Annotated in this window: 26 protein-coding genes and 2 tRNA genes; 14 read left to right on the forward strand and 14 right to left on the reverse strand. The window is 67.3% G+C overall.

Annotated features, from left to right (window positions below; all coding sequences use genetic code 11):
* Nucleotide 1: 1 nt before the first annotated feature.
* From ACIQ1T_RS07125 to ACIQ1T_RS07155, 7 genes are all read right to left on the reverse strand, one after another.
* A complete protein-coding gene (locus ACIQ1T_RS07125) occupies nt 2-1,036 on the reverse strand; it encodes a ribonuclease E/G (protein ID WP_395943841.1) in 1,035 nt (344 codons plus the stop codon).
* Nucleotides 1,033-1,614 carry a Maf family protein gene (locus ACIQ1T_RS07130; protein ID WP_395943842.1) on the reverse strand — a complete coding sequence of 194 codons (582 nt, stop codon included), beginning with the start codon at nt 1,612-1,614 and terminating at the stop codon, nt 1,033-1,035. Before ACIQ1T_RS07130 ends, ACIQ1T_RS07125 begins: the two co-directional genes overlap by 4 nt.
* A complete protein-coding gene (infA, locus tag ACIQ1T_RS07135) occupies nt 1,615-1,833 on the reverse strand; it encodes a translation initiation factor IF-1 (RefSeq protein WP_008261544.1) in 219 nt (72 codons plus the stop codon).
* Nucleotides 1,834-1,936: 103 nt separating this feature from the next.
* Nucleotides 1,937-2,404, reverse strand: coding sequence for a UPF0262 family protein (locus ACIQ1T_RS07140; RefSeq protein ID WP_395943843.1), 468 nt, complete (start codon nt 2,402-2,404; stop codon nt 1,937-1,939).
* The gene (locus ACIQ1T_RS07145) at nt 2,401-2,883 is read right to left on the reverse strand and encodes a DUF2948 family protein (RefSeq protein WP_395943844.1); all 483 of its coding nucleotides are present in this window, start codon (nt 2,881-2,883) and stop codon (nt 2,401-2,403) included. The genes ACIQ1T_RS07140 and ACIQ1T_RS07145 overlap by 4 nt, the downstream gene beginning before the upstream one ends.
* Entirely contained in the window at nt 2,873-4,162 is a 1,290-nt protein-coding gene (murA, locus tag ACIQ1T_RS07150; RefSeq protein ID WP_395943845.1) for a UDP-N-acetylglucosamine 1-carboxyvinyltransferase, read from the reverse strand. Before murA ends, ACIQ1T_RS07145 begins: the two co-directional genes overlap by 11 nt.
* A 116-nt stretch (nt 4,163-4,278) precedes the next feature.
* Nucleotides 4,279-4,476, reverse strand: a complete 198-nt coding sequence (locus ACIQ1T_RS07155) for a hypothetical protein (protein WP_395943846.1) — start codon at nt 4,474-4,476, stop codon at nt 4,279-4,281.
* 110 nt (nt 4,477-4,586) lie between these two features.
* On the opposite strand from ACIQ1T_RS07155, the gene ACIQ1T_RS07160 reads away from it, so the two are divergent.
* Both ACIQ1T_RS07160 and ACIQ1T_RS07165 read left to right on the forward strand, forming a co-directional pair.
* Nucleotides 4,587-4,661, forward strand: a tRNA-Thr gene (locus ACIQ1T_RS07160).
* A 66-nt stretch (nt 4,662-4,727) separates the two neighbouring features.
* Nucleotides 4,728-6,026 (forward strand): amino acid permease, encoded by a 1,299-nt coding sequence (locus tag ACIQ1T_RS07165; protein ID WP_395943847.1) that lies wholly within the window; start codon nt 4,728-4,730, stop codon nt 6,024-6,026.
* A 534-nt stretch (nt 6,027-6,560) separates the two neighbouring features.
* Here ACIQ1T_RS07165 and ACIQ1T_RS07170 read toward each other — a convergent pair.
* The 5 genes from ACIQ1T_RS07170 to lipB form a co-directional block, all read right to left on the reverse strand.
* Entirely contained in the window at nt 6,561-7,181 is a 621-nt protein-coding gene (locus ACIQ1T_RS07170; protein WP_395943848.1) for a DJ-1/PfpI family protein, read from the reverse strand.
* A gap of 136 nt (nt 7,182-7,317) precedes the next feature.
* Nucleotides 7,318-7,917: a hypothetical protein gene (locus ACIQ1T_RS07175; RefSeq protein ID WP_395943849.1), complete on the reverse strand. Its 600-nt coding sequence runs from the start codon at nt 7,915-7,917 to the stop codon at nt 7,318-7,320.
* Nucleotides 7,918-7,965: 48 nt separating this feature from the next.
* Nucleotides 7,966-8,460, reverse strand: a complete 495-nt coding sequence (gene msrB / locus ACIQ1T_RS07180) for a peptide-methionine (R)-S-oxide reductase MsrB (RefSeq protein WP_395943850.1) — start codon at nt 8,458-8,460, stop codon at nt 7,966-7,968.
* A 74-nt stretch (nt 8,461-8,534) separates the two neighbouring features.
* Nucleotides 8,535-10,019 (reverse strand): hypothetical protein, encoded by a 1,485-nt coding sequence (locus tag ACIQ1T_RS07185; RefSeq protein ID WP_395943851.1) that lies wholly within the window; start codon nt 10,017-10,019, stop codon nt 8,535-8,537.
* A 127-nt stretch (nt 10,020-10,146) separates the two neighbouring features.
* Entirely contained in the window at nt 10,147-10,863 is a 717-nt protein-coding gene (gene lipB, locus ACIQ1T_RS07190; RefSeq protein WP_395943852.1) for a lipoyl(octanoyl) transferase LipB, read from the reverse strand.
* Between the two features lie 9 nt (nt 10,864-10,872).
* Between lipB and ACIQ1T_RS07195 the strand changes: the two genes are divergently transcribed.
* The 7 genes from ACIQ1T_RS07195 to ACIQ1T_RS07225 all read left to right on the forward strand — a co-directional run bounded on the left by ACIQ1T_RS07195 (nt 10,873) and on the right by ACIQ1T_RS07225 (nt 16,703).
* Nucleotides 10,873-11,178: a FliM/FliN family flagellar motor switch protein gene (locus ACIQ1T_RS07195; RefSeq protein WP_395943853.1), complete on the forward strand. Its 306-nt coding sequence runs from the start codon at nt 10,873-10,875 to the stop codon at nt 11,176-11,178.
* A 97-nt stretch (nt 11,179-11,275) separates the two neighbouring features.
* Nucleotides 11,276-11,360: transfer RNA gene (locus tag ACIQ1T_RS07200), tRNA-Leu, on the forward strand.
* Between the two features lie 62 nt (nt 11,361-11,422).
* On the forward strand, nt 11,423-12,841 hold the full coding sequence (gene mgtE, locus ACIQ1T_RS07205; protein WP_395943854.1) for a magnesium transporter: 1,419 nt from the start codon (nt 11,423-11,425) through the stop codon (nt 12,839-12,841).
* 90 nt (nt 12,842-12,931) lie between these two features.
* Nucleotides 12,932-14,539: a glycoside hydrolase family protein gene (locus ACIQ1T_RS07210; RefSeq protein ID WP_395943855.1), complete on the forward strand. Its 1,608-nt coding sequence runs from the start codon at nt 12,932-12,934 to the stop codon at nt 14,537-14,539.
* A 43-nt stretch (nt 14,540-14,582) separates the two neighbouring features.
* Complete coding sequence (locus ACIQ1T_RS07215; protein ID WP_395943856.1) at nt 14,583-15,746, forward strand: isovaleryl-CoA dehydrogenase; 1,164 nt, start codon at nt 14,583-14,585, stop codon at nt 15,744-15,746.
* Between the two features lie 30 nt (nt 15,747-15,776).
* On the forward strand, nt 15,777-15,965 hold the full coding sequence (locus tag ACIQ1T_RS07220; protein WP_395943857.1) for a DUF3008 family protein: 189 nt from the start codon (nt 15,777-15,779) through the stop codon (nt 15,963-15,965).
* A 102-nt stretch (nt 15,966-16,067) separates the two neighbouring features.
* Nucleotides 16,068-16,703, forward strand: coding sequence for an exopolysaccharide biosynthesis protein (locus ACIQ1T_RS07225; RefSeq protein WP_395944045.1), 636 nt, complete (start codon nt 16,068-16,070; stop codon nt 16,701-16,703).
* Nucleotides 16,704-16,969: 266 nt separating this feature from the next.
* Here the strand turns inward: ACIQ1T_RS07225 and flaF are convergent, their stop codons facing one another.
* Nucleotides 16,970-17,335, reverse strand: a complete 366-nt coding sequence (gene flaF, locus ACIQ1T_RS07230) for a flagellar biosynthesis regulator FlaF (RefSeq protein ID WP_395943858.1) — start codon at nt 17,333-17,335, stop codon at nt 16,970-16,972.
* On the reverse strand, nt 17,295-17,717 hold the full coding sequence (gene flbT, locus ACIQ1T_RS07235; protein WP_395943859.1) for a flagellar biosynthesis repressor FlbT: 423 nt from the start codon (nt 17,715-17,717) through the stop codon (nt 17,295-17,297). The genes flaF and flbT overlap by 41 nt, the downstream gene beginning before the upstream one ends.
* A 156-nt stretch (nt 17,718-17,873) precedes the next feature.
* On the opposite strand from flbT, the gene ACIQ1T_RS07240 reads away from it, so the two are divergent.
* The 5 genes from ACIQ1T_RS07240 (at nt 17,874) to ACIQ1T_RS07260 (ending at nt 21,119) form a co-directional block, all read left to right on the forward strand.
* Nucleotides 17,874-18,314 carry a hypothetical protein gene (locus tag ACIQ1T_RS07240; protein ID WP_395943860.1) on the forward strand — a complete coding sequence of 147 codons (441 nt, stop codon included), beginning with the start codon at nt 17,874-17,876 and terminating at the stop codon, nt 18,312-18,314.
* Nucleotides 18,315-18,323: 9 nt separating this feature from the next.
* The gene (locus ACIQ1T_RS07245) at nt 18,324-18,518 is read left to right on the forward strand and encodes a hypothetical protein (RefSeq protein WP_395943861.1); all 195 of its coding nucleotides are present in this window, start codon (nt 18,324-18,326) and stop codon (nt 18,516-18,518) included.
* A gap of 64 nt (nt 18,519-18,582) precedes the next feature.
* Nucleotides 18,583-19,443, forward strand: a complete 861-nt coding sequence (locus ACIQ1T_RS07250; RefSeq protein ID WP_395943862.1) for an AAA family ATPase — start codon at nt 18,583-18,585, stop codon at nt 19,441-19,443.
* A gap of 123 nt (nt 19,444-19,566) precedes the next feature.
* Entirely contained in the window at nt 19,567-20,376 is an 810-nt protein-coding gene (locus ACIQ1T_RS07255; protein ID WP_395943863.1) for a methyltransferase type 11, read from the forward strand.
* Nucleotides 20,377-20,525: 149 nt separating this feature from the next.
* A complete protein-coding gene (locus ACIQ1T_RS07260) occupies nt 20,526-21,119 on the forward strand; it encodes a YfbR-like 5'-deoxynucleotidase (RefSeq protein WP_395944046.1) in 594 nt (197 codons plus the stop codon).
* The last annotated feature ends 2 nt before the right edge of the window (nt 21,120-21,121 follow it).

Raw genomic sequence — 21,121 nt, forward strand, 5'->3', positions numbered from 1 at the left:
CTCAGTTCTCTTCTATTTGGCCGCGCCCGGCGAGCACGGCGGCGTCGGCCTGGATCACGGCGCGCGGTCCCAGTCGAGCCGTCAGAGGCCCCACGACGACCGCCTCCTCCGGCGCGCAACGCACCATCACACGGGGCGACAGGGTGTCGGACAATAGTCGGCGCCGCACCCGCCGCACCAGCGACAGGCTCCGCGTCTGAAGCGACGCCCGCCCGTCCGCGTCCAGAAGGCGGTCCTCGATCGGCGCGCGCCTCCATGGCAGAGACAGCTGCAACAGGCCGAACCGACTGACCGGACCGAACACCGCCTGGGGCTCGTCCGCAAAGACAGCCCGTGCGATCTTGGCCTGGGCCTCGGCGTCCTGACCGTCGCCCACCAGATCGATCACGATCAGTCCGGCCCAGTTCTTCAGACCGATCAGTCGCGCCGTCTGTCTCAGACCTTCGCGATTCGCCGCCGCCCGCGCCTGTTTCGGATCCCGCCCCGCCGCAGGCTTATGATCGATGTCGACCGCCACCAGGGCGCGGGTGCGCTCGACGGACAGGTCGATTCCCTGGGCGGGAAAGAGATGACGACGCCCCATCGCCTCCTCCTCGGCTTCCATCACGGCGTCGATGGCCGCGAGGCCAGTCACTGATTCCTCGCCTGGCGCGATTTCACGCAACCGGGCGGAGACATCCGGCGCCGCGAGCAGCAGGCGGGGCGCCCCCTCCCCGGCCCCGAGCCGACGCACGACTGCGCCCTTGCCGGCGCGCGGCTCGGCCGTGACCACGACCTCCAGCCGTTCGCCCTGGGTCAGACGATCGTTGCGGGGAAAGGGCAGAAAGGCCGGAACGTCCGCGCCGATGTCGACGAATGCGCCGCGCAGACCCGGACTGACCTCCATCACCCGCCCCACGGATCGGGCGCCCAGCCGGGTCTGCGGAATATCCGTCTCGCGCTGGATCAGAAGATGGGTGTAGCGGCCGTCACGAAAGACGGCGCCGCGCGTCTCGCCCGGCGTCTCGTCGAGGAAGACCTCGACCGCGCCGGTCATGCGCGCCAGCCGACGCCGTTCAACAGCTGGACGGCCTCATAAACCGGCAAGCCCATCACCGACGGATGGCTGCCGACGATTCGCTGCACGAAGGCCCCGGCCGGGCCCTGGATGCCGTAGCCCCCCGCCTTGCCGCGCCAGTCGCCGCCGGCGACATAGGTGGCGATCTCGTGGTCCGACAGGGTCTTGAAGGTGACGCGGGTCTCGTTGACGCGCGACGACAGCTTGCCGTCGCGGATGACCGCGACACCGGTGAAGACGCGGTGATTGCGGCCGGACAGCAGCTTCAGGAAGCGCGTCGCCTCGGCCTCGTCGGCCGCCTTCTCCAGAAAGCGACGGCCCACGGCGACGACGGTGTCTGCGGCTATGACCACCGCCTCGGGCCGCCGGTCGGCGACCACCCGGGCCTTGGACGTGGCCAGACGTTCGGCGAGGCGCGGCGGGGTCTCCCCCCTCAGCGGCGTCTCGTCGATGTCGGCGGGGTCGATATGGTCGGGCGTGATCCCGACCTGCGCCAGCAGTTCGATGCGGCGCGGGCTGGCCGAGGCCAGCACCAGTTCGGGTCTACCCGCAGCCACTTACTTGAAGCGATAGGTGATGCGACCCTTGGTCAGGTCGTAGGGGGTCATTTCAACCAGGACCTTGTCGCCGGCCAGCACGCGGATGCGGTTCTTGCGCATCTTGCCGGCGGTGTGGGCGATGATCTCGTGGTCGTTCTCGAGCGTCACGCGGAAGGTGGCGTTCGGCAGCAGTTCGCTGACGGTGCCGGGAAACTCGAGCAGTTCTTCCTTAGCCATGCGGCCTCTCACGCCCGTTGAATATGCGTTCGACCCCACGCCGGGCGGGCGCGAGGGGCGGAATGGAGGGGCCTAATGCCCCAAAACGCAGAGATAGTCGAGGTCAGCCGCGACGGTAGAGGGCGCAGAGCAGCGTAAACAGGCGCCGCGCCGTCTCGTGATCGACCACGATCTTGCCTTCCAGCCGCGACTTCAGCTGTTCGGCCCCCTCGTTGTGCAGGCCGCGCCGGCCCATGTCGACCGATTCGATCTGGCTGGGCGACGAGCCGCGCAGGGCCTCGTAGTAGCTGTCGCAGATCAGCAGATAGTCCTTCAGCACCCCCTTCAGGGGCGTCAGGCTGATGGCGTAGGTGCGGGTGAAGTCGTCGCCGTCGATGTCGAACACCAGGCGATTGTCCTGCAGCGACAGCTTCAGTTTGTAGGGACCGCCTTCGGCGCCGACCGGCTCGAAACTGTTCTTCTCGACCAGGTCGAAGATGGCGACGCGGCGCTCGTGCTCGATCTCGGCCGTCGCCGCCGGCAGGGTCGCCGCATCCAGTTCGACCGAGACCAGCTTGTGGGGACCGCTCATGCCGCATTCCCTTCGTCTATGGGGGCGTCGAGATGGGTCGGCGCGATCCGGGCGGGCCACCGCTCGGAGATGTCGGTGACCACCGCATCCAGGCATTCGACGTCGATCCGCAGATCCCCGCCCCCGGCGAACATCAGGATGACCCGGCCGCTCGGCGCCTCGGTCGGCATGAAGTCCAGGGCCAGGAGCTCCAGCGAGGCGTCGGGGCTGCGCGACAGGCGCCGGCTCTTGACCGCCAGCACGTCGCCGAACTGCATGGCCGACATGACCCGCGTCTCACCGCATTCCCAGCAGAAGCGGCTGAAGGCGATGGTCAGGGTGCGGGCCTGCTTTTCCCAGACGATGTCGACGGGCCGCAGGATGGCGTCCTGCAGGGCGGCGGAGATGATCTGCAGATCGTCGGCGTCCTCGGCCAGCAGGCGCAGCGGCTCGACCGGCGCCTTGGCTTCGGGGATGACGCCGTCGATCTCAGTGCTCATCACCCGTTCCCTTAATCCGCCGGATATCCGCTCCGCATGCGCCGAGCTTTTCTTCCAAACGCTCGAAACCGCGATCCAGATGATAGACGCGGCCGACAGTGGTTTCACCCTCGGCGACCAGGCCGGCGATGACCAGGCACATGGAGGCCCGCAGATCGGTGGCCATCACCTGGGCGCCGCGCAGGCTCTCGACCCCGTGCACTTGGGCCTCGCCGGCGTGGACCGAGATCTCGGCCCCCAGCCGCGCCAGTTCCGGCACATGCATGAAACGGTTCTCGAAGATGGTCTCGCGCACGGTGCTGACGCCGTCGGCCGTGGTCATCAGGGCCATGAACTGGGCCTGCAGGTCGGTGGCGAAGCCGGGATAGATGGCGGTCTCGACATCCACGGCCTTCAGCCGCTGCTTCGGATCGCGCTTGATCACCACGCCGTCGGCGGTGGGCGACACCTCGACGCCGGCCTCGATCATCTTGTCGGTCAGGGAGCCGATCAGTTCGGCCCTCGCCTTGGTCAGGCGCACCTCGCCCCCGGCCATGGCGGCGGCGACGGCGTAGGAGCCCATCTCGATCCGATCGGGAATCACCGACCAGGTCGCCCCGTTCAGCGACGAGACCCCGGTGATGGTCAGGACATCAGTGTCGATGCCTTCGATCCTGGCGCCCATCGCCGTCAGACAGTGGGCCAGATCGCCGATCTCGGGCTCGCGCGCGGCGCGGCGCAGCACGGTCGTCCCCTGGGCCAGCACGGCGGCCAGCAGGGCGTGTTCGGTCGCACCGACCGAGACGAACGGAAACTCGATCTCCGCCCCCTGCAGCCCCTTGGGCGCACGGGCGGTGACATAGCCCTCCTCCAGCTCGATCTCGGCGCCCAGGGCCGTCAGGGCCTGCAGGTGCAGATCGACCGGGCGGGCGCCGATGGTGCAGCCGCCGGGCAGAGACACCTTGGCCTCGCCGGTGCGGGCCAGCAGCGGGCCCAGGACGTTGAACGAGGCCCGCATCTGGCGCACCAGATCATAAGGGGCGAAGGTCGAGGTCAGTTCCTTTGCATGGAACAGGCTCTCCTGCCCGTCCGCGCCGTCGCGTTCGGTCACCTCGATGCCGAACTGGCGCAGCAACTGGCCCAGGAACCGGGTGTCCGCCAGGCGCGGCATATTGGTCAGCAGCAGAGGCTGATCCGTCAGGATCGAGGCGGCCATCAGCTTGATGGCGGAGTTCTTGGCGCCGCTGACGGGGATGTCCCCGAAAAGCTGGGCGCCGCCCTGAATGGCGATGCTGTCCATGTCGTCCTTGAGCGCGCCCGAAGGAAACGCTTCGGGGGGATTGGGTATCTAGCAAGCCGCCGGGCGCTTGCCAAAGGGTCAGGCCTTTACGGCCCGATGACTTTGCGTTGCGGGGATCAGTTGCTGTCGCGAGGCGCGGCCGGCGTCCGCGCCGGGGCCTTGCGTCGCCGCAGATTGGCCCGCAGCGCCGAGGCCAGGCGGATCGCCTTCTCGGCCTTGGCCCGCGCCATCTCGAACTCCGGTCCCGATTCGGCGGGCGGCGTCGCCTGGGCAGTTGCGGAGGGGGTGTCGGCGTCGTGCGGGGGGCGAGTCATGGCCGAATGATGCCGCGATCCCGGGCCATGTCCAAACTTTCTTTCGCAGGATCAAAAAGGCGCTTCCCACGCCGGAAACCTTTGGCTATACGGCCGCTTCCTCAGTCGGGGCCGCCGTAGCTCAGTGGTAGAGCGCATCCTTGGTAAGGCTGAGGTCGTGGGTTCGATTCCCCCCGGCGGCACCATCTGAGACTGAAAAGGCCCGGCGAAAGCCGGGCCTTTTTGCTATGGCCGATCAGGAGCCGAACGCCATGACCGACACGCCGTCGACCGAACCGCGCAAGCTGGGCTGGGTTCTGGCCGCCCTGCTGGTCACCGGCAACATGATCGGATCGGGCGTCTATCTGCTGCCCGCCTCTCTCGCCTCGGTCGGCAGTTCCAGCATGGTCGGCTGGGTGGTCGCCACCCTGGGGGCCCTGCTGCTGGCGGGGGTCTTCGCCGGACTGGGGCGACGCCTGCCCGCCGCAGACGGCCTGTCGGGCTATGCCGAACAGGGGCTGGGGCGATTCTTCGGCTATCAGGCCTCGATCGGCTACTGGGTCGGCAACTGGCTGGGCAATGTGGCCATAGCCGTGGCCGCCACCGGCTATCTGGCCCACTTCTTCCCGATGCTGGCCGAGCGCTGGCCCAGCGTGGCCTGCAACATCGCCCTGCTGTGGCTGACCACCTTCCTCTATATGGCCGGGCCGCGCGCCGTGGCCCGGTTCGGCGGCCTGTCGCTGGGGATCGGCCTGATTCCCCTGGCCATCGCCGTGATCGCCGGCGCCCTGGCCTTCGATCCCCAGGTCTTCGCCGCCTCCTGGTCGCCGGACGGCGCCGGTCTGGCGTCCAGCGTCCCCGCCTCCATGGCCCTGATCTTCTGGGCCTTTCTGGGCTTCGAGAGCGCCGGGGTCGTCGCCCAGCGCCTGAAGCATCCGGAGCGCGACGTGGGGCGCGCCACCTTCGTCGGCGTCGGTCTGGCGGCGGTCATCTATATCGCGGTCAGCGCGGCCATCTTCGGGGTGATCCCGGCGACGGAGCTGGCCAGATCCAGCAGCCCCTTCGCCGATGTCGCCGCCCGGGTGATCGGCGGCGGGGCGGCGGGCTTCGTCGCCGTCTGCGCCATCGCCAAGACCCTGGGCACCCTGGGCGGCTGGATGATGCTGACCGGCGAGACCGCCCGCGCCGGCGCCCGCCAGGGCTTCCTGCCCCGCGTCTTCGGCCGGGGCGCCCTGACGCCGCCGGCCAATCCCCTGATCCACGGCGGGCTGATGACCCTGATGGTGCTGATCAGCGCCCAGCCGCGTCTGGCCGGACAGTTCAGCCTGCTGATCGGGGCGACCACGGTGCTGTTCCTGGTGGTCTACGGCCTGTGCTGCGTCACCATGCTGCGCTTCAGCGACCGCTGGCCTGTCCGCCTCGCCGCCCTGGGCGGCTTGGGCTTCTGCGGCTGGGCCGTGGTCATGTCGGGCTGGACCTTCCTGGGGATCGCCCTGGCCTTCTTCGCCGCGACGACCGTGGGATGGGTGTTCGTGCGGAAGACAGGCGGTTCGGACACGCCCGCGCGTTGAGGATGTAGCGGCGGGGGGTTGGGGCTTTCGTCGGAGGGCGAGCCGGAAAAAAGTGTCCGAACTGTCCGAAATGTCCGAAATCGGCGGCGAGACAGTGCGCGCAATCCTTCTTTCCGCCATCCCAGGGCTCGTCCCCGGGATCCATGCGCCCGGTGTTCGGCCTGACATCCTCTGGAGCCACCGGGGGTCTGGATCCTCGCCACGAGGGCGAAGATGACGGAATCGGGATGGGTTGGAAAAAGTGTCCGAAACGTCCGAAATGTCCGAAATCGAGCGCCGGGAAATTGCACTTGCACCGTCAGAACCAGTGCAATGCGCAAAGGAGCGCAGTTGACGGAGGAATTTCACGCTTTCGCAAACCATGCGTTCATCATCGCACGGCCCTGGAAGGCGCCAGGTCGATTACCGTTCCCGCACTCCAGGTGACTGAAAATGCGGGCTTTCGCTTTCGGAATTGGGAGCGCAAGCGGCTCTCCTCCGCCGTTTCAAGCGGGCGCCCGGAAGTTCAGCCAGGGGTGAGAAGCGGAGCTTGGCTCAAGCGGCGTGCACAGCGCAATCCAGCAGATGCGGGCGGACCGCATCGATAGCCTGAGTGACGTATCGATCTTTCTCTCCAACGGGAGCGACGTAATGGATCGCTTCCATCGCATCTTCCACCGTAGCCATTCGTGCGATCATCCAAGTCGCGAGGTATTGGGATGCGAGGCAACCCCCGGCAGTCGCGACGTTCCCATGGGCGACGAATGGCGCGTCAATTACATCGACACCCGCTTCCAGAACCCACGGCTTCGTCGTGAGGTCGGTGCAGGCTGGCAGTCCGCCCAAAAGTCCCAGCTTCGCCAGCAGCAGCGTTCCGGAGCATTGCGCCCCTATCAGTTGCCTCGCCGGATTGAGATTGAGTTGGCCGAGGATGACCGGGTCTTTCGCGACGTCTCTGGTCTTGACGCCGCTTCCGATCAGGACGGCGTCAGCAGTGGCGGCGAACTCCAACGGTTGCTGTCGACGGACGGTTACACCATTCATGGAGGTGACTTCCGGCGTGGGTGAAGTGATGTACGCACCCCAACCCTTCGCTCGCATACGGTTTAAAATCCCGGCGGCGATGAACGAATCCAACTCGTTGAAGCCGTCAAAGGTGAGCACAGCGATCTGCACGGCAAGGCTCCGATGGGCCACAGTCGGCCATGACCGACCATAGACGTCGAAACCCAGCGATTGCTACCGAATGTCCGCTACAGGTCGACCTTCGCCCTAGGCTTCCAGCCTGAAACCGGCCCCGAAGCCGCCTGCCTCAGTCGTAGGCCGACAGCCCCTGGCGGTACGGATCGCGGTCCCTGTCCGCATCATCCTTGCTCCAGCTAAAGCCCATCGACAGGGTCTTGCTGGTCGAATCGCCGCCGTAGCCCCGGCCGCGCCAGCCGCCGTAGGGCGAATAGAGGCCTGGCCCGCGCAGGCCGTAGCCATAGGGTCCGCCATAGCCGTAGCCATAGCCCCAGGGCTCGTTGCGGCCCTCGCGATAGGCCAGATCCAGACGGCCGTTCTCGCCGACCGGCAGGGAGACGGCGGCGCCATAGCTGCGATAGCCGCCGGTGCCGACGCCGGCCTCGACCATGCCGTGCATCTGGCGATCGTCGCGCGGGCCGGCGTCGGCCGGTTCCTGGAAGCTGGCGCCGGGCGTGCGGTTGTCCATCCAGCGCTGGATCTGTTGTTCGGTAGTCAGGCCGTGGGGCTGGGCGTCCTGGGCCGTGGGGGCGGCGACGGCGGCCTCGGGCGCGGCGGCCAGGGCCTGGGCCAGGGTCGGGGCGTTGGACGGGGCGGTCGTGACCACGCCGTCCGGATCCCCGTCCGAAGCCATCAGCGCCATACCGGCCAAGAGTCCTGCGATCAGCATCCCACGTCTCCGTTCCCCATCATCCTAGCACGGCGATTAAGGCCAAGGTCAGGCGTTTCCGTCGCCCCGATGCAAAGGGTCCGGCAGGGGCTCGCCCTCGGCCACGAACGACAGGGCGACCGAGTTGATGCAGTAGCGGTTTCCGGTCGGCGGCGGACCGTCGGGGAAGACGTGGCCCTGGTGGCTGCCGCAGCGGGCGCACTGGGTCTCGATGCGGATCATGCCGTAGCTGAGGTCGCGGATCTCGTGGACATGGCTCTCGTCCACCGGCTTGGTGAAGCTGGGCCAGCCGGTGCCGCTCTCGAACTTGGTCCCGCTCTTGAACAGGGGCAGGCCGCATTCGCGGCAGCAGAAGACTCCGGCGCGCTTCTCGCCCAGCAGGGTGCCGCAGAAGGGCGCCTCGGTGCCGTGCGACAGCAGGACTCGCTTTTCCTCGGGGTTCAGGTCGGCTTCCAGCCGGGCGCGCTCCTCGGGGTTGGGCGGCGTCAGGTCATAGCCCGAGGGCGAGCGCAGGTCGTCGTGTGTGGGGGCGAGTTCGGTCATGGTCTGCAAATGGGAAGGGGCGGGCCGAGGTTCCACCCCTGCCCGCCCCCTCGCCTCTTCTCAAGTGAACAGTCTTACTGGAACAGCGTGCCGACCCAGGCGCGTACGGCGGCTTCATCCGTCGCATCGCCGGTGTAGGCCAGGCCCTGGGCCGGGGTGAAGGGCGCGTCATTGCCGCGCTGGCGGGTGGTCCAGGCCTTGTGACCATAGGTCAGGTCGGCATAGTTCGACGGCAGGCGCAGGACGGTCGGCTCGATGAAGATCGAGTCCTCGGCCGTGACCGATCCGGCCAGGCGCACGTTCGGCAGGCGGGTCAGCAGGTCCAGAGTGTCCAGGCAGCCGCTGGTGCAGCCCCCGTCGACCAGAACCACCACCGGACCGGCGACCGGATTGGCCGCGCCGGTGTCCGGCACGGACGCGCGCCCGGCCATGGTGAAGGTCGGCTGGCCGGCGGCGATGGCCGAATCGAAGGCGGCGACGATGGCCTGGGTCTGTTCGATCACGGGACCAGATTCGGCGACGAAGCGCGGATCGGCCTGCATCCGGCCCAGGGTGTCGGCGAACCAGCGACGGTTCTCGGGCGTGGCGCGATAGGTGATCGAACCCGCCTCCGGCTGGCGGCTGACGGTGAACTCGGGCGTCCAGATGCGGTTGGCCAGGCCATAGCCCCGGCTGGTGGCGTTCAGGGATGCGCCATTGGCGCCGCGCAGGTCGATGACCAGGCCCTGGGCGCCGCGAATGGCGGGCAGTTGGCCCTCGACGGCGGCGAAGAAGGCGTCCCAGGCTGCGTCGTCGGCCAGGGTGTGGACGTTGATCCAGGGACGGCCATCGACGGTCTCGACCGCCAGAGGCGTGGCGCCGGGCACATAGACGGTGGCGCGATAGGCGGCTTCCAGGCTGGCGGCGTCGACGGGCTGGGGCTGCAGCTGGAATTCGCGGTCGCGACGGCCGACCTTGAACTTGCACAGCGACGGCACGCCGGTCACGAACGGGTTGTTGCGGTTCCACAGCAGGTAAGGCGCGGTGCGGACGCGGCCTGCCTCGGTCGTCAGATCCCCTTCCCAGCGATCCAGTTTTTCACCGGCCAGATCGGCGGCGCTCTTGCCGGCGCAGTCGACCAGCACGGCGCCGACCGGCGGGACATTGCGCACGCCCGGCTTCACATAGGAGACGACATATTCGCCGTTGCGCCAGGCGGTGGCCACGCCGGGCCAGCTGGTGGCGAAATACGGGCCCAGGCCTTCATAGGTCGGGCGGATGGCGATGTTCGAGTCGCGGAAGCCGTTGGCGTAGTAGCGCATCAGATAGGCATGGCTGTCGCCGCTGTTGACGCGGCCGACCTTGCTGGTCGCGTCCGCCAGGCCGGTGTCGATCCAACTGCGGAAGGCCTCGCCCGGCGCACCGGGAATGACCGCCGCCGGATGGTTCTGGGCCAGGGCGTCGTGCGCGGCCTGCAGATCCTGCTGCGCCAGGGCGCGGAAGTCCTGGGCCACGGCGCCGCCGGCGGCCAGGGTCAGGGTCATGACGGCGGCCGAGGCGGCGGCGATCAGGCGGTTCATGGAGGGCTCCTGGGCTCGGTCTGTAAGCTTGGGTGCGGTGGTTAAACCTTAAGCCTCCCACGCTTGCCAAGCCCTGCGACCGTGCTTTCGCCCGATTGTCGCCCCTCATGCGGCGAAGAGGCGCGGCTCAGGAAGACGGGATTATTTCCGTCGTCGGACCGAATATCCGATGGAAGCTGGTCTTCAGCGCGGCATCCGCCTCGTCCATCGTCGCCAGCACCCCCAGGTCGACCAGGCTGGTCACGCCGTGTTCCTGGATGCCGCAGGGCACGATGCCGCCGAAATGGTCCAGGTCCGGCTCCACGTTCAGGCTGACGCCGTGGAAGCTGACCCATTTGCGGAGCTTGACCCCGATGGCGGCGATCTTGTCCTCACGCGACCAGCCCGGCCCCTTGCGTTCGACCCAGACCCCGACCCGGCCGTCGCGCACGTCCGCCTTGACGCCGAACTCGCCCAGACCGCCGATCAGCCATTGCTCCAGCCCGCGCACGAAGGCCCGCACGTCCTTGCCGCGCCGGTTCAGGTCCAGCATCACATAGGCCACCCGCTGGCCCGGGCCATGATAGGTGAACTGCCCGCCCCGTCCCGTCCGGTGGACCGGGAAGCGGCCCGCATCCAGCAGGTCCTCGTCCCTGGCCGAGACCCCCGCCGTGTAGAGGGGCGGATGCTCCAGCAGCCAGATCATCTCGCCCGCCTCGCCCGCCGCAATGGCGGCCACCCGCGCCTCCATGAAGGCTTCGGCGGCGGCGTAGTCGACATGGCCCGGCGCCACGACCCAGTCGACGGGTCGATCGTCCTCGCGGCGCAGTTTCAGCAGGTCGGTATTTAACGGGTCGGAAAGCATGAGGCTTCAATGTGCAGCCCGAGGGGTTTCCGCAAGGGACCGCCTCGAAGTGAAAGAGCGCCCGTGTCCCAGATCAACGCCGTCGACGTCGAAATCTCAGTGGTGCTGGGCCGGATGGTGCTGCCGATGTCGCAACTGCTGCGCATGGGTCGCGGCGCGGTGATTCCGCTCGACGCCGCCGAGGGCGACGAAGTCTGGATCCTGGCCAATAATCATCCGGTCGCGCGCGGCGAGATCGAGATCCGGGACGACCGGATCGCCATCACCGTGACCCGGCCCGCCGACGTCTACGACTTCATGGCCGGCTCGGCCTGAGCCATCCACAGGCCGAAACGCGCAAACCGCGACGGGTCTGAAAAGAGAGGCTTTCCTTTTCCGGCGGCTTCGTCTATTCGCCGCCGCTCCGATGCGAGCGGTCGTGGCGGAATTGGTAGACGCGCAGCGTTGAGGTCGCTGTGGGGCAACCCGTGGAAGTTCGAGTCTTCTCGACCGCACCATCTGGCTAAACAGGGCGATTCATCGGCTAACTACGGCTGGACATACCAAGGGAGGCGACAACGTGAGCACCACGGATTCCGCCTTCGCTCCAGCCGAAGCGCCTGAGAACGAAGACCACGCCGCCCTGGACGAGGACTATGTCCTCACCCCTCAATTCGTCGAGAAAGTCGTGGACGCCGCCGACGACGGCGACGGGATGCGGCTGCGCTCGCTGCTGGAGGATCTCCACCCCGCCGACGTCGCGGACCTGATGGGCTTTCTGACGGCCGAACACCGGGCCGTCGTGGTGTTGTGGCTGCCGCCGGAACTGCTGGCCGAGACCCTGCCCGAACTGGACGACGGGATCCGGGAAGAGGTGCTGGAGCGGGTGCCCCACGGCACCCTGGCCGAGGCGCTGCAGGAACTGGATTCCGACGACGCCGCCGCGGTGGTCGAGGATCTGGAGGACGACCAGCGCGAACGCGTCCTGGCCGCCATGCCCGAGGTCGACCGCGCCGCCATCGAGAGCAGCCTGGGTTACGACGAGGAGTCCGCCGGCCGCCTGATGCAGCGCGAGGTCATGGCCGCGCCCCAGTTCTGGAGCGTGGGCGACACCATCGACCACATCCGCAAACAGGGCGACGACCTGCCCGAACTCTTCTTCGACATCTATGTGGTCGACCCCCTGAACCGCCCCGTCGGCGGCGTGCCCATCAGCGGCCTGCTGCGCGCCGCCCGAAGCACCGCCCTGACCGACCTGATGGAGCCGATCAACGAGATCGCCGTCTACCAGGACCAGGAAGAGGTCGCCTATATCTTCGAGAAATATCACCTGATCTCCGCGCCGGTCGTGGACGCGGCGGGTCGTCTGGTGGGCCAGATCACCGTCGATGACATCGTCAACATCATCCAGGAAGAGAACCGCGAGGACATCCTGCGTCTGGCCGGCGTCGCCGACGAGGATCGCGGCTCGTCCGTGTCCGAGATCGTGCGCGGTCGCGTGCCCTGGCTGGCGATCAATCTGGCCACCGCCGCCCTGGGCGCCAGCGTCATCGGTCTGTTCGAGGCCACCATCCAGCAGATCGTGGCCCTGGCCGTGCTGATGCCCATCGTCTCGGCCATCGGCGGCAACGCCGGCACCCAGGCCCTGACCGTCACCGTGCGGGCGCTGGCGACGCGCGAGCTGAACTCGGCCAACGCCATGCGGACCTTCCTGCGCGAACTGTTCGTCGGCGCCGCCAACGGACTGATCCTGGCCCCGCTCATCGGCCTGGCCGCCGGCGTCTGGTTCCGCGACGAGGACTGGAAGATCGGCCTGGTCATCGCCGCCGCCATGGTGCTGAACCTGCTGGTCGCCGCCTGTATCGGGGTGCTGACGCCCCTCACCCTGTCGAAGCTGAAGTTCGACCCCGCCGTGTCGTCAGCGGTGTTCGTCACCGCCACCACGGACTTCTTCGGCTTCCTGATCTTCCTGGGTCTGGCGACGATCGTCCTGCTGTAAAGCTTGATCCGTTTACCATAAAAGACTGGCCTCATGCTTGCGGCGGCCTGGCCCAGGGCCGCGCCGTCGTCTCGTTTTGGGGCAACAATTTTGTCTGACACGTTGAAACCGACCAAGATTTCCCGAGAGGGAGTCATTCTGATCAAGAGCTTCGAGGGTTTCCGCCCCCGGGCCATCCAGCGCGCCGACGGTCGCTGGACGATCGGCTACGGCCATACCGCCTCCGCACGGGACGGGCTGACGGTTTCGGAAAGCGACGCGGAACTGCTGCTGCAGTACGACCTGATCCCGGTCGTGAAGGCGGTCGACGAGGTCCAGACCTCGCTCAATCAGCACCAGTATGACGCCCTGGCCAGTTTCGCCTTCTCGGTCGGCGTGGATCGTTTCAGGACATCGGACGTCCTGGCGCGCCTGAACGCCGGCGCGCCGAGCGAGGCCGCGGAAGCCCTGGCGTCCTGGGCGGACGACAGCGAGATCGCCACGCCGCCGCGCCGCCGCGCCGCCGAACGCGCCCTTTTCATCGCCAATCCCGACGCACCGGTATCCCTGGCCGATCTGCTGGCCGCCCCCCTGCCGCCTCCGACCGCCACCCTGGTGCAGGCCACGCAGGACACGACCGAGGCCGTTGCGTTCGAGGCCGTCGACGTGGCGCCTTTCCCGGCCGTCCAGGACACGGCGCCGATGACGCGCGAAGCCGCCGTCGCCACCCTGCTGGGCGAGACCGCGGAACCGGTCGACGCCGAGGCTGCGGAGTTGAGCCCCGCGCCCGTCCCTGCCCCCGCCCCTATCCCCGCCCCCGAACCGGAGGCGGACACCGCGACGGATGACGCGCCGGCGAGCGAGGCGCCGGCCGAGGTCGAGGACGCCAGGGTCGAGGATGCGGCGCCGACGTCCGAGCCCGGCGACGCTCTTCCGAAGCTGCAACTCGCGGCGACGAACAGCGTGGCCGCCTTCTATTCGCCCTACGCCATGCGCGCGATCGGTCCCCTTTCCGGCTTCACCCCCGCCATCGCCGCGAGCGACGACGAGACGAGCGAGCCGGCCGGCGAATCCGTCATCGAGATCGTCGCCGCCAATGACCTGAACCATCCGACGCTCGCCGAAGAGGCCGAACCCGCCCCGATGGACGCCCAGGCGCAAGAACCGGATGCGGTTCCCGAGGACGCGGCCCCGGCGACCACGGTCGCCGCGCCCGCCGAGCCGGAGCCCTCGCAGCCCCAGGCGACGCCGGCCTTCGTCGAACTGCCGAACCAGCCCGTCCAGGTGCCGGTCTTCATCCCGGCCGCCATGACCGAAACCGACACGCCCAGCCTGGTGCTGACCGAAGCCCCCGGCCTGCTGCAGGCCGCGCCGCCCCATCGCCTCGTCTGGCCCGAGACCAACGGCTTCGCCCATCTGGATCAGGCGCCCCTGTTCGACGCCGATGCGGCGCAGGGCGAGAGCCTTCAGACACAGACGGAAGCCGAGGCCGAGGCGCCGCGCCGTTTCGACTGGAGCGAGACCCTGACCTTCCTCGTGATGGGCGCCATCGGCATGCTGTCCTTCGGCGCGGCCATGGCCGCCTTCCGTCAGGCCTCTCAGTCGAACGCCGGCGACACGGTGCTGATCGGCTGGGTGCTGGCTCTGATCGCCCTGGCCTGCGTCGGGGTGTCGGGCTACAACCTGTATCAGCGCTGGGGCCGGGCCGACCAGCCTTAAGCCCTCTTTGCGAAAGGGAATGCGCGATGCTACGCCATCGGGCATGAGCATTCCCTTCGCGCCCCAATCCATGGAATTCGGCCTCGGCGAGAACGCCGACGTGATCCGCGACACGACCGCCCGCTGGGCCGCCGACCGCCTGGCGCCGCGCGCGGCCGAGATCGACGAAACCAACAGCTTCGCCCGCGACCTGTGGCCCGAGATGGGCGAACTGGGCCTGCACGGCATCACCGTCGAGGAAGAGTTCGGCGGCCTGGGCCTGGGCTATCTGGAGCACGTCGTGGCGATGGAGGAGGTGTCGCGCGCCTCGGCCTCGATCGGGCTCAGCTACGGCGCCCACTCCAATCTGTGCGTCAACCAGATCCGCCGCTGGGGCACGGCCGAACAGAAGCAGAAATACCTGCCCAAGCTGATCAGCGGCGAACACGTCGGCTCCCTGGCCATGTCCGAGGCCGGGTCGGGGTCGGACGTCATGTCGATGCGGACCCGCGCCGAGAAGGTCGGCGACCGCTACGTCCTGAACGGCACCAAGTTCTGGATCACCAATGCGCCCCACGCCGAGACCCTGATCGTCTATGCCCGCACCGGCGAAGGCAACGGCGGCGTCACCGCCTTCCTGGTCGAGAAGGGCATGAAGGGGTTCAGCGTCTCCAAGAAGCTGGACAAGATGGGGATGCGCGGCTCGGACACGGCCGAGCTGGTGTTCGAGGACTGCGAGATCCCGGAAGAGAACATCATGGGCGGCGAAGGGCGCGGCGCGGCCGTGCTGATGAGCGGTCTGGATTATGAGCGGGCGGTGCTGTCGGCCGGGCCGCTGGGCATCATGCAGGCGGCGCTGGACGTGGTCCTGCCCTATGTCCGCGACCGCAAACAGTTCGGCAAGCCCATCGGTTCGTTCCAGCTGATGCAGGGCAAGGTGGCCGACATGTATGTCGCCCTGAACAGCGCGCGGGCCTATGTCTATTCGGTCGCCCGCGCCTGCGACGCCGGCCTGACCACCCGCTACGACGCCGCCGGCGCCATACTGCTGGCGTCGGAAAATGCGGTGAAGGTCACGCTGGAGGCCGTCCAGGCCCTGGGCGGCGCCGGCTACACCAAGGAATGGCCTGTCGAGCGGCTGGTCCGCGACGCCAAACTCTACGACATCGGCGCCGGCACCAACGAGATCCGTCGCTTCCTGATCGGACGGGAACTGCTGGGGAGTTGAGGCCTTCCTTCCAGTGGAAGGAGACCTGCCATGCCCGCCAAGTCCGCCGCCCAGCAGAAGGCCGCCGGGGCCGCCCTGTCCGCCAAGCGCGGCGACACGCCCAGGTCGAAGCTGAAGGGCGCATCCAGGTCGATGGTCGAATCCATGACCGAAAAACAGCTCGAGGACTTCGCCCATACGAAGCGGAAGGGCAAACCTGAACACGTCGACCAAAAATAGTCGCGTCCGGCGCGATTATTCGGGTTTCTGGCCAATCTGTAAGTGGCGGGGAAACCCTGGCTCGCCTACATGGCTCGAACCCCTAGCCGAGCGCCGTTCGTGATGCCCGCCTCCGACAGTCAGAACGACCTCAGACGCTTCTCGGACGTCATCGAGGAATTGGGGCGGAGCGACGACCCCAAGTTGAAGCTAGAGGAGCTGGTCGCCGCTTTCGGCGAGCGCGGTTTCGGGGCGATGATCCTGATCCTGTCGCTTCTGGCCCTGCTGCCCTGGCCGCCCGGCGGCAAGGCGGTCTTCGCCGTGCCCATCATCCTGATGTCGCTGGAGCTGGCCTTTCAGCGCGACGCCATCTGGCTTCCGAAATGGGCGCTCAACGCCTCGATCAGCCGCCCGGCCTATCGCGCCGGGGTGTCGCGGATCATGAAGGCCGTGCGTTACGTCGAGAACCTGACCCGGCCGCGCATTCCGTTCCTGACAGGCGACATAGCCGACACCGTGACCGGACTGATCTGCGTCATCCTGGCCCTGATCATGGCCCTGCCGATCCCGTTCGGCGACGCCCTGCCCGGCATCGCCCTGGTCTTCTTCGCCCTGGGCATGATGCAGAGGGACGGGATCGCCATCCTGCTGGGCGCGCTCGCCACCAGCGCCTGCGGCCTCTACCTGTTCCTGATCTGGCGCACGGTGTTCGAGATCACCCAGCACATCGGCGGCTGGTTGGCCCGCATCTTCCACTGAGCCCATTCCACTGGCCCCAGACAAAAGGGCCGCCGCGTCGCCGCGACGGCCCTTCATTGTCTGACCGCGAACGGCCGGACCACAACACTCAGCCTGAAAGGATCAGGCCCGGACCTCTCCGAGGACCAGGGTCGCGGCCACCGCACGCGATTGATGACAATGAGACACTGGATCACCTCCTTTCGACTGTTAAACAGGGACTCGAAAGGTAAGACGCCTCAAGGCCTTGCGCCAAGAGGCTTCGCGATTTCGTGAACAGAGGCGGGTCAGGCCGCCTGCTGGGCCCCGCCGGACAGGCCCTGCATGATCATGCGGTTGATGTCGATCAGATCCTGGAAGCTCTCTTCCCCCCGCATCACGGCCGAGGAATGACGGCTGACGAACAGGTTCAGCGAAATGATCTGCGCGCGAAGCGGATTGGTCAGGGCGTTCGCCGGATCGCTGCAGTCGTTGGCCAGCGTCGACCACAGGCGCCGGTTCCAATCCAGCGCGTCGATGCGCGTCGCGAGATCACGCTCGTCGACCGTAGAGGCATGAACCAGAGCGCGCGTGACCTGACCGAAGAGCCGGTATTCCAGGTCGCGAGGCGACTCAGTCCGCGTCGCCGCCGCTGTGTACGCCTGAAGCGACATTGAGCACCTTCTCTTCGTAATCGACAATCTTACGGGCCGACATCAGGGCCTTGTAGTATTCCCGCGCCAGCACATGGCGCGAAGCCGAAACACATTCGGCCAGGATATCGGGATTGCGGGTCGCCCCCATGAACTCGGTGATGCGCAAGGCCAGTTCGTCATAGAATTTCGACGCCGAAGCCTCGTCCAGATACATCATCATGATCGGGAAATAGATGCGTTTGGCGGGAGTGGTGACCTCCTCCGCCTGCATGATGTCCTTCTCGCGCAGCACGCTGGCGCGATTTTGAAGAATCAGCACGCCCCGACGGTCGCCGTTCTGGACCACTGCGCCGTTCAGAACGAACTTTTCGCCGGGCTTCAGCGACAGTTTCAAGGCCATGGACGACCGTACTCCCCAACAGGCGACGCCGATCGATCATGGACCGCCCTGATGAGTCGGATCTTAACGCCGGAGGGGTTAACCATCCCTTGTCCTTTGGGCTCGCTGGAACACCTAACCAGGCGCGACGTTTCCTCTGCGACAGAGGAGGCGACCATGCCGGACAATGATTACCAGGACGACCAGGAACAGTCGGAAACCTTCGACGAGACCCACCTGGACGACGAAGGCGAAGGCGACTTTCTGCTGGACGAGGCCGATCAGGTTCTGGACGTGACCCAGGCCGACGGCGACGCCGACGAGGACGCGTTCGACGAGGATGATCTCGACATCGACGACCAGTTGGCTCTCGACGGGATCGAACGCGAAGCCGACGCCCTGCTGGGCGTGGACGGGGAACGCCAGAACCAGACCGATGCCGACGGCAACGACCAGCGCGCCGAAGACGAGGTCGAACTCGTCTATTCCGGCCTGATGGAAAACGAGCGCGGGGCCCAGGCCAGCGCCGCCCATTGGGAAGCCAAACGCCTTGATGACGACGACATCGAGGATCTGGGGTATGCGCCCGAACCGGGCGTCGACACCCCCTCCCGCTAAGGAGACGACATGGACAATTCCCACGCCAAGACTGACGCCTCGACCGACACCCCGCACGCAAAGCGGATCGCAGCGGAAGACGGCAAGCCGGATCAACTGGACAAGGCCAAGGCCGGTGAGAGCCGGGAGGAAGCCCTGGTCGACGAGGGAATCGAGGAAACCTTCCCCGCCAGCGACCCGGTCTCGGCCAAGCACATCACCTGATTGCTGTTCAGGCCCCGCCTGATCCGCTAACCCGCTTCATGACATTCATGGAGCGGGTTTTTTCATGAGCCGGTTCGAAGGCACAGATCGCTATATCGCCACCGCCGACCTGAAGGTGGCGGTCAACGCCGCCGTGGCGCTGGAACGCCCCCTGCTGATCAAGGGCGAGCCCGGCACGGGCAAGACCGTCCTGGCCTACGAGATCGCCAAGGCCTTCGACGCCCCCCTGATCACCTGGCACGTCAAGTCGACGACCAAGGCCCACAACGGCCTGTACGAATATGACGCGGTCAGCCGGCTACGCGACAGCCAGCTGGGCGACGAGCGGGTCAACGACGTCCGCAACTATCTGAAGAAGGGCAAGCTGTGGGAAGCCTTCACCGCCCCTGCCCGCCCCGTCCTGCTGATCGACGAGATCGACAAGGCCGACATCGAGTTTCCCAACGACCTGCTGCAGGAACTCGACCGGATGGAGTTCTACGTCCAGGAGACGGACGAGACGATCCGCGCCGAGGTCCGGCCCATCGTCATCATCACCTCGAACAACGAGAAGGAACTGCCGGACGCCTTCCTGCGCCGCTGCTTCTTCCACTACATCCGCTTCCCGGACGCCGAGACCTTGGCCGCCATCGTCGAGGTCCACTTCCCGGGCGTCAAGCCGCGCCTGGTCGCCGAGGCGCTGAAGACCTTCTACGAGATCCGCGACACGCCGGGCCTGAAGAAGAAGCCCTCGACCTCGGAACTGCTGGACTGGCTGAAGCTGCTGCTGGTCGAGGACATCGACGCCGAGACCCTGCGCGAGAAGACGCCCAACAAGCTGATCCCGCCCCTGCACGGCGCCCTGCTGAAGAACGAGCAGGACATTCACCTGTTCGAACGTCTGGCCTTCCTGGGCCGGCGCGAGGGCGGTCGTCCGGGCGGCTGACCCGGGCGAATGTTCCCGAGAACAGTCGACGGCGCCGATCGGACAGTTGACGGCGACGGCGACGACCGCCGCATTACCGCGATTTCACTGGATCATCGGCCCGCGCGGCCCACAATAGGAACCATGAGCGTTACCGTCCCGTACCGTCTTCTGACCGCCGGCCTGATGGCCGCAGGCCTGACCGCCGGCCTGGCCGCCTGCGACGGCGAGAATGCGGTCCGTATCACCACCACCACGACCACATCGCCCGACAATTCGCCGCGCGGCGTGCTGAAGGTCGTCGACGGACTGCAATGCCCGGACACTCTGGGCGTCCTGACCCGCAAGGGTTCGGCGGATCCCGGCGGCGGCGCCTGCACCTATGGCGGGCCGCGCGGTTCGGAGGTGGTGCTGTATCTGATCAAGCTGGGCGACCGTCCGGCCGAGGACGTGCTGAGCGACTTCGAACGCCGCATCTCGGCCGAGATGCCGCAGGCGGCCGTGCGCATCAACGCCAGCCAGAACGAGAGCGGCGAGGAGAAGGCCTCAGTCGAGGCGCCCGGCGTCGACATCCAGGCCAAGGGAGAGGACGCCACGGTCAGCCTGCCGGGGATCCATATCGAGACCAAGGGCGACAACGCCACGGTCCGCATCGCCGGCATCAACATCCAGTCGCGGGACGGCCAGGGTTTGCGGACCGAAAAGAGCAGCGTCCAGATCCAGAACAACGGCGAGACCACCCAGGTCCGCACCCGGGCGCCGGGCGACGCGACGCGGATGACCTTCATCCTGGCGGACGACCAGGTCGAGGCGGGCGCCTGGCGTCAGGTCGGGTTCGAGGCCCGCGGCCCGGCCGGCGGCCCCCTGGTCGTCGCCACGGTGCGTTCCAAGGCCCGCAACGACCGGGTGTTCGACGCCGCCAGGGATCTGGTCGCCCTGAACGTCGGAAACTGACGGGTTTTCCACCTCGATCCGGACCTGACCGGGTTCCACGCCTTGATCCCCGGCCCGCTTTGCGTCACCTGACCAGCCCACAAGCGATCAGGATCGAAGATTTGGCCGAGCGCCCCAAGAAGAAGACCGAAGTCCGCGCCTGGCAGCGCATGCTGTCCGGTCGCCGGTTGGACCTGCTCGATCCCTCGCCCTTCGACATCGAGATCGAGGACATCGCCCACGGCCTGGCGCGCGTGGCGCGCTGGAACGGCCAGACGATCGGCGAACACGCCTTCTCCGTGGCCCAGCACAGTGTCGTGGTCGAGGAGATCGCGGCCCATATAAAGCCGGGCCTGGACCCGAAATGGCGCCTGGCGGCCCTGCTGCATGATGCGTCCGAATATGTCATCGGCGACATGATCTCGCCGTTCAAGGCGGCGCTGGGCTCGGGCTACAAGGATTTCGAGGCCCGGCTGGAGGCGGCGATCCACGTCCGTTACGGCCTGCCGCCCAAGACGCCCCAGACGATCAAGACCCTGATCAAGAAGGCCGACCGGGCCTGCGCCTTCTTCGAGGCGACCCAGCTGGCCGGCTTCAACGAAAAGGAATCCCTGAGCATCTTCGGCGCCCCGCCCGAAGGCTACAGCTTGGCGATCGAACCCCAGCCGGCCTCCGTCGCCCAGGCGCGCTATCTGGAGCGGTATCAAGTCCTGGCCAAGGCGGTCGGCCTGCTGCCCGCCGACGACGCCTGGCACACGGAATAGGG

It is taken from the genome of Brevundimonas sp. (assembly GCF_044336875.1).
In the GTDB taxonomy this organism is placed as follows: Bacteria; Pseudomonadota; Alphaproteobacteria; order Caulobacterales; family Caulobacteraceae; genus Brevundimonas.

What these genes read in the sequence shown, in the direction of transcription:
- ACIQ1T_RS07125 (WP_395943841.1), bottom strand. Translation starts at nt 1,036, where the DNA reads ATGACCGGCGCGGTCGAGGTCTTCCTCGACGAGACGCCGGGCGAGACG.
- infA (WP_008261544.1), bottom strand. Translation starts at nt 1,833, where the DNA reads ATGGCTAAGGAAGAACTGCTCGAGTTTCCCGGCACCGTCAGCGAACTG.
- ACIQ1T_RS07140 (WP_395943843.1), bottom strand. Translation starts at nt 2,404, where the DNA reads ATGAGCGGTCCCCACAAGCTGGTCTCGGTCGAACTGGATGCGGCGACC.
- ACIQ1T_RS07145 (WP_395943844.1), bottom strand. Translation starts at nt 2,883, where the DNA reads ATGAGCACTGAGATCGACGGCGTCATCCCCGAAGCCAAGGCGCCGGTC.
- murA (WP_395943845.1), bottom strand. Translation starts at nt 4,162, where the DNA reads ATGGACAGCATCGCCATTCAGGGCGGCGCCCAGCTTTTCGGGGACATC.
- ACIQ1T_RS07155 (WP_395943846.1), bottom strand. Translation starts at nt 4,476, where the DNA reads ATGACTCGCCCCCCGCACGACGCCGACACCCCCTCCGCAACTGCCCAG.
- ACIQ1T_RS07165 (WP_395943847.1), top strand. Translation starts at nt 4,728, where the DNA reads ATGACCGACACGCCGTCGACCGAACCGCGCAAGCTGGGCTGGGTTCTG.
- ACIQ1T_RS07175 (WP_395943849.1), bottom strand. Translation starts at nt 7,917, where the DNA reads ATGCTGATCGCAGGACTCTTGGCCGGTATGGCGCTGATGGCTTCGGAC.
- msrB (WP_395943850.1), bottom strand. Translation starts at nt 8,460, where the DNA reads ATGACCGAACTCGCCCCCACACACGACGACCTGCGCTCGCCCTCGGGC.
- ACIQ1T_RS07185 (WP_395943851.1), bottom strand. Translation starts at nt 10,019, where the DNA reads ATGAACCGCCTGATCGCCGCCGCCTCGGCCGCCGTCATGACCCTGACC.
- lipB (WP_395943852.1), bottom strand. Translation starts at nt 10,863, where the DNA reads ATGCTTTCCGACCCGTTAAATACCGACCTGCTGAAACTGCGCCGCGAG.
- ACIQ1T_RS07195 (WP_395943853.1), top strand. Translation starts at nt 10,873, where the DNA reads ATGTGCAGCCCGAGGGGTTTCCGCAAGGGACCGCCTCGAAGTGAAAGA.
- ACIQ1T_RS07215 (WP_395943856.1), top strand. Translation starts at nt 14,583, where the DNA reads ATGAGCATTCCCTTCGCGCCCCAATCCATGGAATTCGGCCTCGGCGAG.
- ACIQ1T_RS07220 (WP_395943857.1), top strand. Translation starts at nt 15,777, where the DNA reads ATGCCCGCCAAGTCCGCCGCCCAGCAGAAGGCCGCCGGGGCCGCCCTG.
- ACIQ1T_RS07225 (WP_395944045.1), top strand. Translation starts at nt 16,068, where the DNA reads ATGCCCGCCTCCGACAGTCAGAACGACCTCAGACGCTTCTCGGACGTC.
- flaF (WP_395943858.1), bottom strand. Translation starts at nt 17,335, where the DNA reads ATGTCGCTTCAGGCGTACACAGCGGCGGCGACGCGGACTGAGTCGCCT.
- flbT (WP_395943859.1), bottom strand. Translation starts at nt 17,717, where the DNA reads ATGGCCTTGAAACTGTCGCTGAAGCCCGGCGAAAAGTTCGTTCTGAAC.
- ACIQ1T_RS07240 (WP_395943860.1), top strand. Translation starts at nt 17,874, where the DNA reads ATGCCGGACAATGATTACCAGGACGACCAGGAACAGTCGGAAACCTTC.
- ACIQ1T_RS07245 (WP_395943861.1), top strand. Translation starts at nt 18,324, where the DNA reads ATGGACAATTCCCACGCCAAGACTGACGCCTCGACCGACACCCCGCAC.
- ACIQ1T_RS07250 (WP_395943862.1), top strand. Translation starts at nt 18,583, where the DNA reads ATGAGCCGGTTCGAAGGCACAGATCGCTATATCGCCACCGCCGACCTG.
- ACIQ1T_RS07255 (WP_395943863.1), top strand. Translation starts at nt 19,567, where the DNA reads ATGAGCGTTACCGTCCCGTACCGTCTTCTGACCGCCGGCCTGATGGCC.
- ACIQ1T_RS07260 (WP_395944046.1), top strand. Translation starts at nt 20,526, where the DNA reads ATGCTGTCCGGTCGCCGGTTGGACCTGCTCGATCCCTCGCCCTTCGAC.